This window comes from Mycolicibacterium sichuanense (genome assembly GCF_033741125.1).
In the GTDB taxonomy this organism is placed as follows: Bacteria; Actinomycetota; Actinomycetes; order Mycobacteriales; family Mycobacteriaceae; genus Mycobacterium.
The window spans coordinates 1,366,219-1,381,787 of record NZ_JAWQPU010000001.1 but is presented as its reverse complement, the minus strand read 5'-3'; the positions used below and the strand labels follow the sequence as shown (position 1 = coordinate 1,381,787).

Below are 15,569 nucleotides of genomic sequence, written 5' to 3'. Positions count from 1 at the left end.
TCATGACGGGTTACCTTACAGTAATCTTAGGAACCCTTTAATTGGCGAAGGCCGCCACCGCCCCGATCACGATGATTGCGGGAGGTCGAATGCCGTCCGCACGGATGTGTTCTGCCGCCTCGGCAAGCGTGGTGCGCAGTGTTCGCTGCGCGGCCGTCGTGCCGTGCTGCACCACCAGGACCGGCGTTTCCGCTGGTCGACCGCCTTCCAACAAAACCTTCGCGAACAGCTCGATCCGCTCGACGGCCATCAGCAACACGATCGTGCCGGTCAGCGCCGCCAGCGCATCCCAATTCACTAACGATTCGGGGTGCCCCGGCTTGACATGACCGCTGACCACCACGAACTCGTGCGTCACGCCCCGGTGGGTGACGGGTACGCCCGCAAGGGCAGGAACCGCTATGGCGCTGGTCACACCGGGTACCACCGTGACCGGGATGCCGGCGTCCACGCACGCCAGCAGCTCTTCGTGGCCACGGGCGAACACATAGGGATCCCCGCCCTTGAGCCGGACGACGAACTTGCCCGCGGTGGCGCGGTCGATCAGCACCTCGTTGATAGCGTCCTGCGCCATCGACCGGCCGTAGGGGATCTTGGCCGCGTCGATGACCTCGACGTGGGGCGGCAGTTCGGCGAGCAGCTCCTGGGGGGCCAGACGGTCGGCGACGACGACGTCGGCGCGGGCGAGCAGCCTACGGCCACGGACGGTGATCAGCTCGGGGTCACCGGGTCCGCCCCCGACGAGTGCGACTCCAGCGTGCTGGACTCCCGGTTCCCGAACGTCGCCAGCGGCGGCGATCACGCCCTGCTGCATCGACTCGCGGATCGCCGACCTGATCGCCGCCGAGCGACGGTGCTCCCCGCCGGCGAGCACCCCGACGCTGAGACCGTCGTACTCGAACGAGGCCGGTGTGACCGCGGTGCCGTCGCGGGCGACGTCGGCCCGCACGCAGAAGATGCGGGCGCTCTCGGCCTCGGCGACCACGGCGGCGTTGACCGCGGGATCGTCGGTGGCCGCGATTGCATACCAGGCCCCGTCGAGATCGCCGTCGCGGAACGCGCGCAGCTCGAGGGTGATCTCGTCCATCGCCTCCACCGCTGGCGTCGCCGCGACCGTGATCACGTGGACGTCGGCGCCGTTGGCCAGCAGCAGCGGGATTCGCCGCTGCGCGACACTGCCTCCACCGACCACGACGACCTTCCTACCGTCGAGGCGCAGGCCGACCAGGTAGGCGTTGTCAGAGGTCATGTCCTGCTCCTTGCGTGCGCGGAAGTTCCCGCTCCTCGCCTACGCGCCACCCGGCGAGCTTAGAGGTCGCCGCGGAGCCACCGCTGAGGCGACCCGCCGCCGCCGCCACGAACCGCGTCGCCGCCCCCGGGTGCGCCGCCGCGTGGGCGTGGAGGTAGGCCGCGTGCACACCGTCGCGGACCACACCGTCGGTCACGGCGCGTCCCGCACCGTCGCGGAAGCCCCAGGCGGACTGCGGCGTTCCGGCGAAATCGACTGCCGTGCGATGGAATTCGTGCCCTACGACCCGCGCCCCCGCTTCGTGCACCGGCGAGTCGGCCAGTGCCACGGCATCCCGGTAGCCCAGCGTCAGCCGCTCGGTGAACCGTGCCGAGCCAGCCAGTACACCGCACATCGGCGCGCCGTCGAGATCGTCGACCAGGTATGTCAGCCCAGCGCATTCGGCGTGGATCGGCGCCCCGCGGCCGGCCAGATCGGCGATCTGGCCGCGCACGACCGCGTTGGCCGACAACTCCGCGGTGAACTGCTCGGGAAACCCGCCGGGTATCACCAGGGCATCGGTCGCGGCGGGCAGCGACTCGGTCAGCGGGTCGAACGCGACGACGTCGGCGCCGGCGGCGGCAAGCAACTCGGCGTGCTCGGGGTAGCCGAACGTGAACGCCCGGCCCGCCGCCAGCGCGACCGTCACCGCGCCCGAAACCGGTTCGGCGAGCCGCGGCGTCCAGGCTTCCACGTCGACGTGGGAGGCGGCCATGGCGCCGACGGCGGCCACGTCGACGTGCCGGGCGACGAGGGTGGCCATCGCGTCGACGGCCTCGACGGCGAGCTGACCGTGCTCGGTCGCGGTCACCAGCCCGAGATGGCGTGAGGGCACCGACAATTCGTCGGCCCGCGGAATCACGCCGAGCACCGTAATCCCGGCGTGGTCGCACGCCTGCCGGAGCACCTCCTCGTGCCGGGCCGAACCGACCCGGTTGAGGATGACGCCGGTCACGCGCACCGACCGATCGAACGTCGAAAACCCGTGCAGCAGGGCCCCGATGCTCTGACTCTGGCCGCGCGCGTCGACGACCAGCACGACCGGCGCCCCCAGCAGGCCCGCGACATGCGCGGTCGAGCCGCGGGCGGGGATGGTGGCGTGCGCGTCGATGCGCCCGTCGAACAGGCCCATCACGCCCTCCACCACCGCGATGTCGGCGCCATCGCTGCCGTGTCGATAGAGGGGGCCGATCAGGTGTTCACCGACCAGGACGGGATCCAGGTTGCGCCCGGGCCGACCCGAGGCCAGCGCGTGGTAGCCGGGGTCGATGAAGTCGGGTCCGACCTTGAACGGCGCGACGACCCGGCCCGTCCGCCGCAGGGCGCCCATCAGACCGGTCGCCACGGTCGTCTTGCCGCTGCCGGAGGTCGGTGCGGCGATCACGACTCCGGGAGTGCTCACCACTCGATTCCGCGCTGACCCTTGCGACCCGCGTCCATCGGATGCTTCACCTTGGTCATCTCCGTCACTAGGTCGGCGGCGTCGAGCAACCGTGGGGGCGCGTCACGGCCGGTGATCACGACGTGCTGCGTGCCCGGCCGGGAGAGCAGGGTCTCGACGACTTCGTCGACGTCGACCCAACCCCACTTGAGCGGATAGGTGAACTCGTCGAGCACGTAGAAGGCGTGGCGCTGCTCGGCCAACCGGCGGGAGATCTCAGCCCAGCCATCGGCGGCGTCCGCCGCGTGATCGACCTCGGATCCCGGCTTGCGCGACCACGACCAGCCCGAGCCCATCTTGTGCCACTGCACGGGGCCCCCGATGCCGTGTTCGTCATGCAACCGGCCGAGCTCGCGAAAGGCGTTCTCCTCCCCCACCTTCCACTTCGCACTCTTGACGAACTGGAAGACCGCCACGTCGAAACCCTGGTTCCAGGCCCGCAGCGCCATGCCGAAGGCGGCCGTGGACTTGCCCTTGCCAGGGCCGGTGTGCACGGCGAGCAGCGGGGCGTTGCGACGCGCCCTCGTAGTCAGTCCGTCGACGGGGACGGCAACCGGTTGACCCTGTGGCATCGGGCTCAGCCCGCGCCGTGGAGACCGCTGCGCCGCAGCATCGGGATGTGCGGAATGCCGTCGTCGAGGAATTCCTCGCCATCGCGCACGAATCCGTGCTTGGCGTACATCTCCTCGAGGTAGGTCTGCGCATCGATGCGGCACGGGTCGTCGCCGACCTCGGCCAGCGCAGCCTGCATGAGGCGGGCGGTATGACCGTGCCCTCGCTCGCTGCGCTTGGTGCAGACGCGTCCGATGCGAAAGACCTTCTCGCCGGCGGGATGTTCCTCCATCAGGCGCAGCGTCGAGATGACGCGACCGTCGGCGTCCTCGAGCCAGAAGTGCCGCGTCTCGGCAAGCAGGTCGCGGCCGTCCAACTCTGGATACGGCGTGGCCTGCTCGACGACGAAGACCTCGACCCGAAGCTTGAGCAACTCATACAGCGTTGCGGCGTCCAAATCCTTGGCCCAGCTGCGGCGCGGCGAGATCGTCACGTCGTCACCGTCATACGGGAACCGCGGGGACGTCGGTGGCCTTCTGGTCGAGCTTGAGCACCTTCGTGCCCCAAGCCCAGACTTCCTCGAAGAGCTTGGGCTCCTTCGACAACTGGGTGCCGAACGAGGGGATCATCTCCTTGAGCTTGGGCTGCCAGCCCGGGAACTGGTCGGGGAAGCACCGCTGCATGACGTCGAGCATCGCGGGCACGGCCGTCGAGGCACCTGGCGAGGCGCCGAGCAGGCCGGCGATGCTGCCGTCGGCGGCCGAGAGCACCGTCGTCCCGAACTCCAGCACGCCACCGGCGCCCTTGCGACGGATGACCTGCACGCGCTGACCGGCGATGTCGAGCTCCCAGTCGGAATCGGCTGCGCTCGGCGCGAATTCGCGCAACGCCTCGACCCGGTCGGCCTCACTGAGCAGGAGCTGACCGACGAGGTACTTGACCAGGCTCATCTCGGTGAGCCCCACGCCCAGCATCGACGCCAGGTTGTTGGGCTTGACCGACAGGGGCAGGTCGGTCACCTTGCCCTGCTTGAGGAACTTCGGCGACCAACCCGCGAAGGGACCGAACAACAGCCACGACCGCCCGTTGATGACGCGGGTGTCCAAGTGCGGCACCGACATTGGCGGCGCGCCTAGCGGCGGAGCGCCGTAGACCTTGGCCTGATGTGCGGCAGCCAACTCGTGATTGCCCGAACGCAGCCACTGCCCGCCGACGGGGAAGCCACCGAAGCCCTTGGCCTCCTCGATGCCCGACTTCTGCAGCAGCGGCAGCGCACCGCCACCCGCACCGACGAAGACGAACTTGGCGTTGATCTTGCGCTTCGCGCCCGTGCGGCGGTTGGTCACCTTGAGCGTCCAGGTGCCGTCGGACTCCTTGTTCAGGTCGCGCACCTCGTGACCGAACAGCGTGGTCATCCCACGCTGCGTGCCGAAGCCGATCAGCTGCCGCGACAGCGACCCGAAGTCGACGTCGGTGCCGTCCTGGGTCCAGTTCAGCGCCACCGGCTCGGCGAAGTCGCGCTTGGCGGCCATCAGCGGCAACCGGCGAGCGAACTCGTCCTGGTCGTCGATGTACTCCATGGAGGCGAACAGCGGGTTCTGCACCAGGGTCTCGCGCCGGCGCTTGAGGTAGTCGAGGTTCTTGGCGCCGTGCACGAAGCTCACGTGCGGGATGGGGTTGAGGAAGCTGCGGACGTCGGGCAGCACCCCGTTCTCGACGGCGTGCGCCCAGAACTGGCGCGACACCTGGAACTGCTCGTTGACCGTCACGGCCTTGGCGATGTCGACGGTGCCATCGGAGCGCTGCGGCGTGTAGTTCAGCTCGCACAGTGCGGAGTGGCCCGTTCCGGCGTTGTTCCACGGATCGCTGCTCTCGGCCGCGGCGCCGTCGAGTCGCTCGATGAGGGTGATGGACCAATTGGGCTCCATCAACCTCAGCAGGGTGCCCAGCGTTGCGCTCATGATGCCCGCGCCCACCAGTACGACGTCGGTCTTAGCTACCTCAGCCACCAGTTCTCTGACCCTCCGTGGTCGCGCCCGCTGCTGCAGGCTTGCCGTGCCACCAGGTTATCCCCTGGACCAGGCGCCCAATCGACGGGCCGACACCCAGCCGCGTGCATCCGGTCACACGAGCCGGCCGCATGCCCTCCGCATACAGTGGGTCCGTGACACCGGAGGAACCTGGCCGGGAGCCCGCATGGGAACCCGACGTGCTGCCCGGCTACTGGCAGCAAACCCTTCCGCTGGGCCCCGATCCGGACGGCGAGGGCGAGCTGGTGGCCACGCTGGTGCGCCGCGGCGACGCGGCCGAGAGCGAGCAGGCCGTGTTGGCGTTGCACGGCTACACCGACTACTTCTTCAACACCGAGCTGGCCGACCACTTCGCCGAGCGCGGATTCACGTTCTACGCCTTGGATCTGCACAAGTGCGGGCGTTCCCGCCGAGAGGGTCAGACGCCGCACTTCACCACCAGCCTGCAGCGCTACGACGCCGAGCTGAACCGCGCCATCGACGTCATCTCCACCGATGCGGGCCGGCACGGACCCGTCCGGGTCTGCGTCTACGGCCACTCCGCCGGCGGACTCATCGCGTCGCTGTGGCTGGATCGGCTGCGCGAGCGCGGGCACGGGGCGCGCATCGGCGGGCTGGTGCTCAACAGCCCGTTCTTCGATCTGCACGGTCCGGCGATCCTGCGCACCGCGCCGACCTCGGCGGCGTTGGTCGCGCTCGCGCGGTTGCGCAAGCTGCAGGTGATCCGCAAGCCCACCCCGGGTGGTTACGGCACCACCCTGCATCGGGACTACGCCGGCGAGTTCGACTACGACCTGGAGATGAAACCGGTCGGCGGATTCCCAATCACCGTGGGTTGGATCAACGCGGTGCGGCGGGGTCAGGCCAAGCTGCACCGGGGGCTGGACGTCGGTGTGCCGAACCTGCTGCTGCGCTCGGACCGCAGCGTTCCCGAGAGCGGTCCCCGCTCGCGTGATCCCGAGGCCATCCAGCGCGGTGACGCCGTACTCGACGTCAAGCAGATCGCCCGCTGGGCCGGTTGTGTGGGCAACCACCAGACCATCGCCCCGATCCCCGACGCCAAGCACGACGTGTTCCTCTCACTCGCCGAACCGCGGGCGGCCGCCTACCGCGAGCTGGGGCGCTGGCTGGACCACTATCTGAGTTCTCGATCCCAAAGCAGCACAACGACTCCCGGACGGAGCTAGCCGCGTGGAACACTTCGATCTGGCGATCATCGGGACGGGTTCGGGTAACAGCATTCCCGACCCGGGCGTCGACGCCCGATACGGCCGGATGCGGATCGCGATCTGCGAGCAGGGCACGTTCGGCGGCACCTGCCTCAACGTCGGCTGCATCCCGACCAAGATGTTCGTCTACGCCGCCGAAGTGGCCGCGACCATCCGGCAGAGCTCGCGCTACGGCATCGACTCGACGCTGGACGAGGTGCGCTGGCCCGACGTCGTCCACCGCGTCTTCGGCCGCATCGACCCGATCGCGGTGGGCGGCGAGCAGTACAAGCGCAGTCTGGACAACGTGCGGGTGTACGCCAGCCACACCAGGTTTGGACCCACCCAGCCCGACGGGCGCTACACGCTGCGCACCGATGCCGGCGACGAGTTCACCGCCGACCAGGTGGTCATCGCCGCAGGCTCTCGCATCAACGTCCCACCGGCGATCGCCGGTTGCGGTGTCGAGTACGAGACCAGCGACACCATCATGCGGATCCCCGAACTGCCCGGGCACCTGGTGATCGTCGGGGGCGGCTTCGTCGCCGCGGAGTTCGCCCACGTGTTCTCGGCGCTCGGCGTGCGGGTGACGATCGTGGTCCGCGGGGATGGTTTGCTCACGCACTGTGACGACTCGATCTGCCACCCGTTCACCGACATCGCGTCCGCGAAGTGGGACGTACGTACCCACGAGAACGTCATCGGCGCGCACCACGACGACGGCAAGATCGTCCTCGAGCTCGACGACGGCAAGACCCTCGGTGCCGACATGCTGCTGGTGGCCACCGGCCGCATTCCCAACGGTGACCTACTGGATGCCGAGCTGGCCGGGGTCGAGGTGCGCGACGGGCTGGTCGTCGTCGACGAGTACCAGCGCACCACCGCCCGCGGCGTGTACGCGCTCGGCGACGTCTCGTCTGCCTACCAGCTCAAGCACGTCGCCAATCACGAGATGCGCGTGGTGCGGCACAACCTCCTGCTGGACTGGGACGACACCGCCGCGATGCGCGCCTCCGATCACCGCTTCGTGCCGTCCGCGGTGTTCACCGACCCTCAGGTCGCCACGGTCGGCATGACCGAGGCTCAGGCCGTGGCAGGCGGTTTCGACGTGGTGACCAAGGTGCAGCGGTATGGCGACACCGCGTACGGATGGGCGATGGAGGATGAGCACGGCATCGTCAAGCTGGTCGGCGACCGCGTGACGGGCAAGATCCTCGGCGCGCACGTGATGGGTCATCAGGCGTCGTCGATCATCCAGCCGCTCATCCAGGCGATGAGCTTCGGGCAGACCGCGAAAGAGGTTGCCACCGGCCAGTACTGGATTCATCCCGCCCTGCCCGAGGTGATCGAGAACGCGCTGCTGGGCCTGGTGTAGCGGGCCCAGCCTGCCGGCGGGCCGGTTTCACGAGAGGGTGGGACCATGACGCACGCCCACCCCCGCTGCCCGTGCTGATCGCCCACCTGTCGGATCCACACGTCCGGCCGCACGGCGTGCTCTATCAGGGCGTGGTGGACTCCAATGCCCGGCTGGCCGAGGCCGTCGCACGGGTGTGGGCCATGGACCCCCGCCCGGATCTGGTCCTGCTCGGCGGTGACCTGGTGGACCACGGCCAGCCGGCCGAGTACGCCGCACTGCGGGAAATCCTTGCCGCCCTTCCCATTCCGATGCTGGTGATACCCGGCAACCACGACGATCGGGAGAATCTGCGAGCGGCGTTCGCCGACCACGCCTACCTGCCACGCTCCGGGCCGCTGCACTATTGCGTCGACGAACATCCCGTGCGCGTCGTGGCACTCGATTCGACGGTGCCCGGCCACCATCACGGGCACCTCGACGAGGCCTCTCTGGAGTGGCTCGCCGCCACCCTCGCCAGGGACCCGGACAAGCCAACCCTGCTGATGCTGCACCACCACCCGATTCCGTGCGGCATCGAATACCTCGACGAGTACCGCTACTTCGACGGTGACGCACTACGCCAGGTCGTCGAGGGCGTCGACAACGTGGAGATCGTGCTCTGCGGACACGTGCACCGCTCGATGCTCACTCGATGGGCGGGCACCGTGCTCAGCAGCTGCCCCAGCACGGCGACCGAGATCGACCTGGACCTCACCGCCGACGCCCAGCCGTCGAGCCACGGCGGGCCAAGGGGTTTCATGCTGCACCGGTTCGACGCCGGCCAAGGATTGGTCAGCCACACCATTCAGCTGGGCGACTTCGGCCAAGCCCATCCGTTCGCGTGAGCCCATCCGTTCGCGCGAGCCCATCCGTTCGCACGAGCCCAAACCACGGTCAGGCCGAGGCGTCCCAGCGTTCCTCGATGCGGCCGAACCGCCAGACTGCCAGCGCCACCACCCACACGACCACGAAGACTCCGACGATGGCGAACCCGACCGACCCGAGATCGGCCGATCCGATGGCGGCCAACGGACCGGACTGGATGCCGAGCTTGTCGACCACCAGACCGGTCAGCACGATGCCGCCAATCACCAGCGCGACGAACACCGACAGCACGGTGACGGTGAGGTTGTAGTACACCTTGCGGATCGGCTTGAGGAACGCCCATCCGTAGGCCCGGGCCATGAAGACGCCGTCGGCGGCGTCGAACAGGCTCATGCCCGCCGCGAAGAGCACCGGCAGCACCAGCACGGCGTACCAGGGCAGCGTGAAGGCGGCCGTGCCAGCGGCCAGGACCAGCAGCGCGACCTGTGTGGCGGTGTCGAAGCCGAGACCCATCAGCAGTCCCACCGGGTAGAGGTGCCACGGCTTGCTCACGCGGCGCATCACCCGGCCGAGCAGCCTGGCCAGGAAACCGCGGCTGTTGAGCTGACGCTCGAGTTCGGCTTCGTCGAACGTTCCGCTGCGCATCTCGCGGAACACCTTCGCGATGCCGACCACGGCGACCAGGTTGGTCAAGCCGATCAGGATGAGAAAGGTCCCGGCGACCAGTGACCCGATCAGCCCGAGGGTCTGCAGCATCGCCGAGTTCTCGTCCTGCACCGGGCCGACCAAAGCCTTGACGCCAAGGGCCAGTAGGAAGGCGAGCCCGAAGACGACGCTGGAATGTCCTAGCGAGAACCAGAATCCGGCCGACAGCGAGCGCTTGCCCTCCCCCACCAACTTGCGGGTGGTGTTGTCGATCACCGCGATGTGGTCGGCGTCGAAGGCATGGCGCACGCCCAGCAGGTACGCAGTCATGCCGAGGCCGACACCGAAGACGCCGGTGGATCCCAGGGTGATGTGCTGCGGGGCGACGCCGAACACCAGCACACCCCAGCCGAAGAGATGCAGGAAGACGACGACACCGGCCATGCCCGCGATGGTCAGCCAATCGGTGCGGTCCAGCCGGCTCGCGACGGGCGGGCCGAGCTGAGGCTCCGATGACGTGCAGGCGACCACGTGAACTCCCTCGGGCTGCGAAAGACGGTGTGGATCGACCCTAGGCGGCACCAGATAATCTGTCTAGCTGTTCAGATGTTCAGGCCGACGACCCGTCCGAACGGGCAGGTCAACCGTGCGCAGCGCCTATCCAGTGCAGCAGGTCGTGAACGATCTCATCCTCGAGCCGGTAGGCCACCGACCGGCCGACCCGGGTGCTGCTCACCCAGCCCTGCTGCCGGAGCACCCGAAGTGCCTGGGAGACCGAATTCTCCGAGCGGCCCACCACGGTGGCGAGATCGCTGACGAAGATGCCCGGCGCCCGGTGCAGGCTGAGCAGGATCTCCAGGCGGTTGGGGTCGGACAACAGGTCGAAGCGCTGGGTCCACCCGGTGATGTCGACGTCGGCGAGCGCGGACGACGCATGTCGAACCATCGCCTCTCCGCCGTGCTCCATGACTGCAACTTAGTCCACCGCAGGGCCCGAGACACCCCTCATCGCCCGGCCGCGCCGGGCAGCCATCACCTCACCGCGAGTGGTCACGACGGGGACCCCGTCGCCACCAGGTTCACGCGCAAGCACGGTGGTGTCGCGGTGGACGCGCCGCAGATCTAGTCGTCGAGAAATCCGTGCAATAGCGACGCCGATCCCCACACGTGCGCCGTCATGGTCTCGGCCGCGCCGTCGGCGTCCCCGGCGAGGATCGCCAGCACGATCGCGACGTGCTGCTCGTCGGAGTGCACGATGTTGCGGGTGAGCAGCGGGATGTGGTCGAGCAGCTCGTTGAGTCGCATCCGGTTCTCGGCGACCAGCGGCACCAGCGACGGCGCGCCGGCAGCCTCGGCGATGGCCAGGTGCAGCCGCGAGTCCAGCCGGCGGTAGTCCTCCGGGTCCGCTCCCCTGACGTCGGCCAGCCGATTCCACAGCGTCTCGCGCTCGGCGGCGGTCAGGGTCCGGCCCGCCGCCATCCGGGCCGCCCCCACCTCGAGGATCTCGCGCAGCCGCAGTGTGTCGTCGATGTCGGCCCGATCGAACCGCCGGCCCGCACGTGGCGCGGGCAGGTCCTCGGCCAGGAACGTGCCGCCGTAGCGGCCGCGCCGCGACACCAGGTAACCGGCGTCGGACAACGACTTGATGGCCTCACGCACGGTGTCGCGGCTGACACCGAGCTTGGCGGCCAATTCCCGTTCCGGCGGCAGGGACTCACCGGGCGCCAGCAAGCCGAGACGGATCGTCTCGAGCAACCGGGCCACGGTGTCCTCGAAGGCATTGCCCAGGCGCACCGGGCGAAGCAACGCCTCGCTTGCCGGTGCCGCCTCGCTCCCGCCCTCCGGAACCGCCGTCATGTCGTCACAGCGGCGTCACGTAGTGCCCGGTGATGCCCCCGTCGACCAGGAACGTCGACCCGGTGATGAACGACGCGTCGTCGCTGGCGAGGAACGCCACCGCGGCGGCGAGTTCGGTGGGCTCGGCGAAGCGACCCATCGGTACGTGCACCAGCCGGCGCGCCGCCCGCTCCGGATCCTTGGCGAACAGCTCCTGCAGCAGCGGGGTGTTCACCGGGCCCGGGCACAGCGCGTTGACGCGAATGCCCTGGCGCGCGTACTGGATTCCGAGTTCGCGTGACATCGCTAGCACGCCACCCTTGGAGGCGGTGTAGGAGATCTGCGAGGTCGCCGATCCGTTCACCGCAACGAACGACGCGGTGTTGACGATCGAGCCCTTCTGCGCGGGGACCATGTGACGCAACGCCGCCTTGCAGCAGAAGAACACCGACTTGAGGTTGATGTCCTGCACCCGGTCCCACGCGTCGATGCCGGTGACGTCGATGAGATCGTCCTCCGGCGGGCTGATGCCCGCGTTGTTGAACGCGATGTCGACGCCTCCGTGCAACTCGACGGCGGTGTCGAAGAGGTTGTCGACCGCGGCCTGATCCGAGACGTCGACCTGGACGAAGCTGACGTTCATGTCGTTGGCGACGCTGTTGCCGGTAGCCGGATCGATGTCACCGATGACGACGATCGCGCCCTCGGCCTGCATGCGCTTGGCCGTGGCCAGGCCGATGCCACTGGCACCGCCGGTGATGACGGCTACCTTGTCCTTGAGCCGCTCGGTCAGGTCCATCTAGATTTCTCCGATCTTGAAGAAGACGTTCTTGGTTTCGGTGAAGTGCAGGGGCGCATCGGGACCGAGCTCGCGGCCAAGCCCCGAGGCCTTGAAGCCGCCGAACGGCGTGTTGTACCGGACCGACGAGTGCGAGTTGACCGACAGGTTGCCGGATTCCACGCCGCGCGACACCCGCATCGCCCGGGACAGGTTCTCGGTCCAGATGGAGCCGGACAACCCGTAGGGCGTGTCGTTGGCCAGCGCGATGGCGTCGGCCTCGTCCTCGAACGGGAGCACCGTGACGACGGGACCGAAGATCTCCTCGGCCACCGCACGGTCGGTGCGCTTGGGGGTGAGAACCGTTGGCGGGAACCAGTATCCAGGTCCGGTCGGGGCCGAGCCCCGGAATGCGACGGGGGCGTCATCCGGGACGTAGGACGCGACGGTGTCGAAGTGCGGGCGCGACACCAACGGGCCCATCTCGCTGTCCCGCGAGGTCGGATCACCGACGACCACGCCCTTGACCGCGGGCTCGAGCAGCTCCATGAACTTGTCGTAGACGTTGCGCTGCACCAGGATTCGACTGCGCGCGCAGCAGTCCTGGCCAGCGTTGTCGAACACGCCGTAGGGTGCGGTCGCGGCAGCCTCCGCCAGATCACAATCGTCGAAGACGATGTTGGCACTCTTGCCGCCGAGTTCCAGCGTCACCCGCTTCACCTGCTGGGCGGCGCCCGCCATCACCTTCACGCCGACCTCGGTGGACCCGGTGAACACGATCTTGCGGACGTCCGGGTGGGTGATGAAACGCTCCCCCACCACCGAACCCTTGCCGGGCAGCGTCTGGAACAGACCATCGGGCAGACCCGCGGCAAGGCCCAGCTCGGCCAGTCGCATGGTGGTCAGCGGGGTGATCTCGGCAGGCTTGACCAGCACGGCGTTGCCGGCGGCCAGCGCTGGCACGAACCCCCACGACGCGATGGTCATCGGGAAGTTCCACGGCGCGATGACCCCGACGACGCCGAGCGGCTCGTTGAACGTCACGTCCAGCCCGCCGGCCACCGGAATCTGCTTGCCGGACATCCGTTCCGGGCTGGCCGAATAGAACTGCAGCACGTCGCGAACGTGGCCGGCCTCCCATTCGGCGTTGCCGATGACGTGCCCGGAGTTGGCCACCTCCAGGGCCGCCAGCTCGTCGACGTGGGCATCGACCTGCGCCGCGAACGACCGGAGCGCAGCGGCCCGGTCGGCCGGCGCAAGCTTGGCCCACTGCTTCTGCGCGGACTTCGCCCGCGCCACCGCATCGTCGACACCGGCGACGTCGAGCATCTCGACGGTGCGCAGCACCTCCTCGGTAGCCGGGTTGATCAGGGTGGACGTGCTCACGCGGGGTTCCTTTCAGACGTGAATTGGGTTCTGCCCGAGGCGTGGGCGGCGGCCGCGGAGACGACACCGGCGAACAGCCGCAGGTCGTCCAGCCGCTCCTCGGGATGCCACTGCACCGCCACGACGAAGGTCGAACCGGGCAGCTCGACCGCCTCGATGACGCCGTCGGTGTCCCATGCGGTCGCCATCAGGCCGGTGCCGAGCTCGGCGATGGCCTGGTGGTGGTAGCACTGGGCATCGGTCGACTCGCCGATGAGGGCGGCCAACCGGGTGCCCGGCACGGTCTTGATCGACGAGGTGTTGAAGACCGCGTTGCCGAGCTGGTGCTGATAGTGGCCGACGACGTCGGGCAGGTGCTGGTGCAGGGTGCCGCCGAGTGCGACGTTGAGGACCTGGGCGCCGCGGCAGATCCCCAGCAGGGGCAGTTCGCGCGCCAATGCTCCTCGTACCAAGGCGAATTCCCACGCGTCACGATCACGTGCCGGTTCGTCGGTGCGTTCGTGCGGGGCCTGACCGTAGGCCGCCGGGTCGACGTCGCGGCCGCCGGTGACCACCAGCCCGTCCAGGCCGTCGAGCACACGCTCGACCACGGTGTCGTCGACCGGTTGGGGCGGCAGCAGGGTGGCGATGCCCCCCGCCAGCGTGACGCCCTCGAGGTAGACCGCGGGCAGGAAGCTGGCCCGGACGTCCCAGACACCGGTCTGAGCCTGCTGCAGGTAGGTGGTCAGCCCGACGATCGGGCGGCGCGGTGCATCAGAGCCGTTCGAAACCACGACGCCTCTCCCAGTCGGTCACCGCCGAGCCGAACGCGGCCAGCTCGACGCGGGCGTTGTTCAGGTAGTGCTCGACGACGTCGTCGCCGAACGCCTCGCGCGCCACGGTGGACTGTTCGAACAACGCGGCCGCCTCGGCCAGCGTCGTCGGAAGCCGGTCCGCCCCACTGGTATACGCGTTGCCCTCGCATGCCTCGGGCAGTTCCAGCCCCTGGTCGATGCCGTGCAACCCACCGGCGATCAACGCTGCCACCGCAAGGTACTGGTTGACGTCGCCACCGGGGGCCCGGCACTCCATGCGCATGCCGTGCCCGTGGCCCACCACGCGCAACGCGCACGTGCGGTTGTCCATGCCCCACGCCACGGCGGTCGGCGCGAAACTCCCGTCGACGAATCGCTTGTAGGAGTTGATGTTCGGGGCGTAGAACAGCGTCAGCTCGCGCAGAGTGGCCAGCTGGCCCGCGACGAAGCTGCGGAACATCGGCGACATGCCGAGCGGGTCTTCGTCGTCGGCGAAGACCGCCGTTCCGTCGTCGCCCCGGAACGACAGGTGGATGTGGCAGCTGTTGCCCTCACGCTCGTCGAACTTGGCCATGAACGTCAGGCTCTTGCCGTGCTGATCGGCGATTTCCTTGGCGCCGTTCTTGTAGATCGTGTGGTTGTCACAGGTGACGAGCGCGTCGTCGTAGCGGAACCCGATCTCCTGCTGACCGAGGTTGCACTCACCCTTGACGCCCTCGCAATACAACCCGGCACCCTCCATGCCGCGGCGGATGTCGCGCAGCAGCGGCTCCATCCGCGTCGAGGCCAGCATGGCGTAGTCGATGTTGTAGTCGGTGGCGGGCGTCAGCGCCCGATATCCCTTCGACCAGGCGTCGCGGTAGGAGTCGTCGAAGACCATGAATTCGAGTTCGGTCGCCGCGACGGCGACCATCCCCCGTTGGGCCAGGCGGTCGAGCTGTGCGCGCAGGATGCCGCGCGGAGCGGGCCGCACCGGGCTGCCGTCGTGCCAGCCGAGGTCGGCGGTCACCATCGCCGTGCCGGGCAGCCACGGGATCATCCGCAGCGTCGAGAAGTCCGGCGTCATCACCATGTCGCCGTAGCCGGCCTCCCAGCTCGACATGGCGTAGCCGTCCACGGTGTTCATGTCGACGTCGACGGCCAGCAGGTAATTGCAGCATTCCGCACCGTGGGCGATCACGTCGTCGACGAAGAGCCGGGCCGTGATGCGTTTGCCGGTCAATCTGCCCTGCATGTCGGTGAAGGCCACGATGACGGTGTCCACCGCACCCTCGGCGACCAGCTTCTCCAACTCGGGCAGCTGCAGCATCCCGGATCGCGCCGTTCCCTTAGTCACGTGCTCTGCCTCTCGAAGCCGACCAACTTGGGTGTGAGTCAACCATTGGACCAC

General features: G+C 68.6%; 15 protein-coding genes. 3 read left to right on the top strand and 12 right to left on the bottom strand.

Annotated features, from left to right (window positions below; all coding sequences use genetic code 11):
- Positions 1–37: 37 nt before the first annotated feature.
- The 5 genes from cobA to mqo are packed head-to-tail and all read right to left on the bottom strand — an operon-like array spanning position 38 to position 5,290.
- A complete protein-coding gene (gene cobA, locus SBI80_RS06680) occupies positions 38–1,249 on the bottom strand; it encodes a uroporphyrinogen-III C-methyltransferase (protein WP_318973582.1) in 1,212 nt (403 codons plus the stop codon).
- The gene (locus SBI80_RS06675; protein ID WP_318973581.1) at positions 1,239–2,690 is read right to left on the bottom strand and encodes a cobyrinic acid a,c-diamide synthase CobB; all 1,452 of its coding nucleotides are present in this window, start codon (positions 2,688–2,690) and stop codon (positions 1,239–1,241) included. The genes cobA and SBI80_RS06675 overlap by 11 nt, the downstream gene beginning before the upstream one ends.
- Positions 2,687–3,301: a cob(I)yrinic acid a,c-diamide adenosyltransferase gene (cobO, locus tag SBI80_RS06670; protein ID WP_318973580.1), complete on the bottom strand. Its 615-nt coding sequence runs from the start codon at positions 3,299–3,301 to the stop codon at positions 2,687–2,689. The genes SBI80_RS06675 and cobO overlap by 4 nt, the downstream gene beginning before the upstream one ends.
- Before the next feature lie 5 nt (positions 3,302–3,306).
- Entirely contained in the window at positions 3,307–3,774 is a 468-nt protein-coding gene (locus SBI80_RS06665; protein WP_318973579.1) for a GNAT family N-acetyltransferase, read from the bottom strand.
- A gap of 10 nt (positions 3,775–3,784) precedes the next feature.
- A complete protein-coding gene (gene mqo, locus SBI80_RS06660; RefSeq protein ID WP_318973578.1) occupies positions 3,785–5,290 on the bottom strand; it encodes a malate dehydrogenase (quinone) in 1,506 nt (501 codons plus the stop codon).
- Between the two features lie 131 nt (positions 5,291–5,421).
- Here mqo and SBI80_RS06655 point away from each other — a divergent pair, with 131 nt between their 5' ends.
- From SBI80_RS06655 to SBI80_RS06645, 3 genes are all read left to right on the top strand, one after another.
- Positions 5,422–6,498, top strand: coding sequence for an alpha/beta hydrolase (locus SBI80_RS06655; protein ID WP_413232641.1), 1,077 nt, complete (start codon positions 5,422–5,424; stop codon positions 6,496–6,498).
- Between the two features lie 4 nt (positions 6,499–6,502).
- Positions 6,503–7,894, top strand: a complete 1,392-nt coding sequence (gene mtr, locus SBI80_RS06650) for a mycothione reductase (protein WP_318973576.1) — start codon at positions 6,503–6,505, stop codon at positions 7,892–7,894.
- A gap of 71 nt (positions 7,895–7,965) precedes the next feature.
- On the top strand, positions 7,966–8,760 hold the full coding sequence (locus SBI80_RS06645; protein ID WP_318973575.1) for a phosphodiesterase: 795 nt from the start codon (positions 7,966–7,968) through the stop codon (positions 8,758–8,760).
- A gap of 49 nt (positions 8,761–8,809) precedes the next feature.
- On the opposite strand, the gene nicT is transcribed toward SBI80_RS06645, so the two are convergent.
- From nicT to SBI80_RS06610, 7 genes are all read right to left on the bottom strand, one after another.
- Positions 8,810–9,916, bottom strand: coding sequence for a Nickel transporter NicT (gene nicT / locus SBI80_RS06640; protein WP_318973574.1), 1,107 nt, complete (start codon positions 9,914–9,916; stop codon positions 8,810–8,812).
- Positions 9,917–10,025: 109 nt separating this feature from the next.
- Positions 10,026–10,352 carry an ArsR/SmtB family transcription factor gene (locus SBI80_RS06635; RefSeq protein ID WP_318973573.1) on the bottom strand — a complete coding sequence of 109 codons (327 nt, stop codon included), beginning with the start codon at positions 10,350–10,352 and terminating at the stop codon, positions 10,026–10,028.
- A 155-nt stretch (positions 10,353–10,507) separates the two neighbouring features.
- Positions 10,508–11,242: a FadR/GntR family transcriptional regulator gene (locus tag SBI80_RS06630; protein ID WP_318973572.1), complete on the bottom strand. Its 735-nt coding sequence runs from the start codon at positions 11,240–11,242 to the stop codon at positions 10,508–10,510.
- Positions 11,243–11,246: 4 nt separating this feature from the next.
- Complete coding sequence (locus tag SBI80_RS06625) at positions 11,247–12,020, bottom strand: 3-oxoacyl-ACP reductase (protein WP_318973571.1); 774 nt, start codon at positions 12,018–12,020, stop codon at positions 11,247–11,249.
- Positions 12,021–13,385 carry an aldehyde dehydrogenase family protein gene (locus tag SBI80_RS06620; protein WP_318973570.1) on the bottom strand — a complete coding sequence of 455 codons (1,365 nt, stop codon included), beginning with the start codon at positions 13,383–13,385 and terminating at the stop codon, positions 12,021–12,023.
- Positions 13,382–14,158, bottom strand: a complete 777-nt coding sequence (locus tag SBI80_RS06615; protein WP_318973569.1) for a gamma-glutamyl-gamma-aminobutyrate hydrolase family protein — start codon at positions 14,156–14,158, stop codon at positions 13,382–13,384. The genes SBI80_RS06620 and SBI80_RS06615 overlap by 4 nt, the downstream gene beginning before the upstream one ends.
- Positions 14,139–15,488, bottom strand: coding sequence for a glutamine synthetase family protein (locus tag SBI80_RS06610; RefSeq protein ID WP_318973735.1), 1,350 nt, complete (start codon positions 15,486–15,488; stop codon positions 14,139–14,141). Before SBI80_RS06610 ends, SBI80_RS06615 begins: the two co-directional genes overlap by 20 nt.
- Positions 15,489–15,569: the final 81 nt, after the last annotated feature.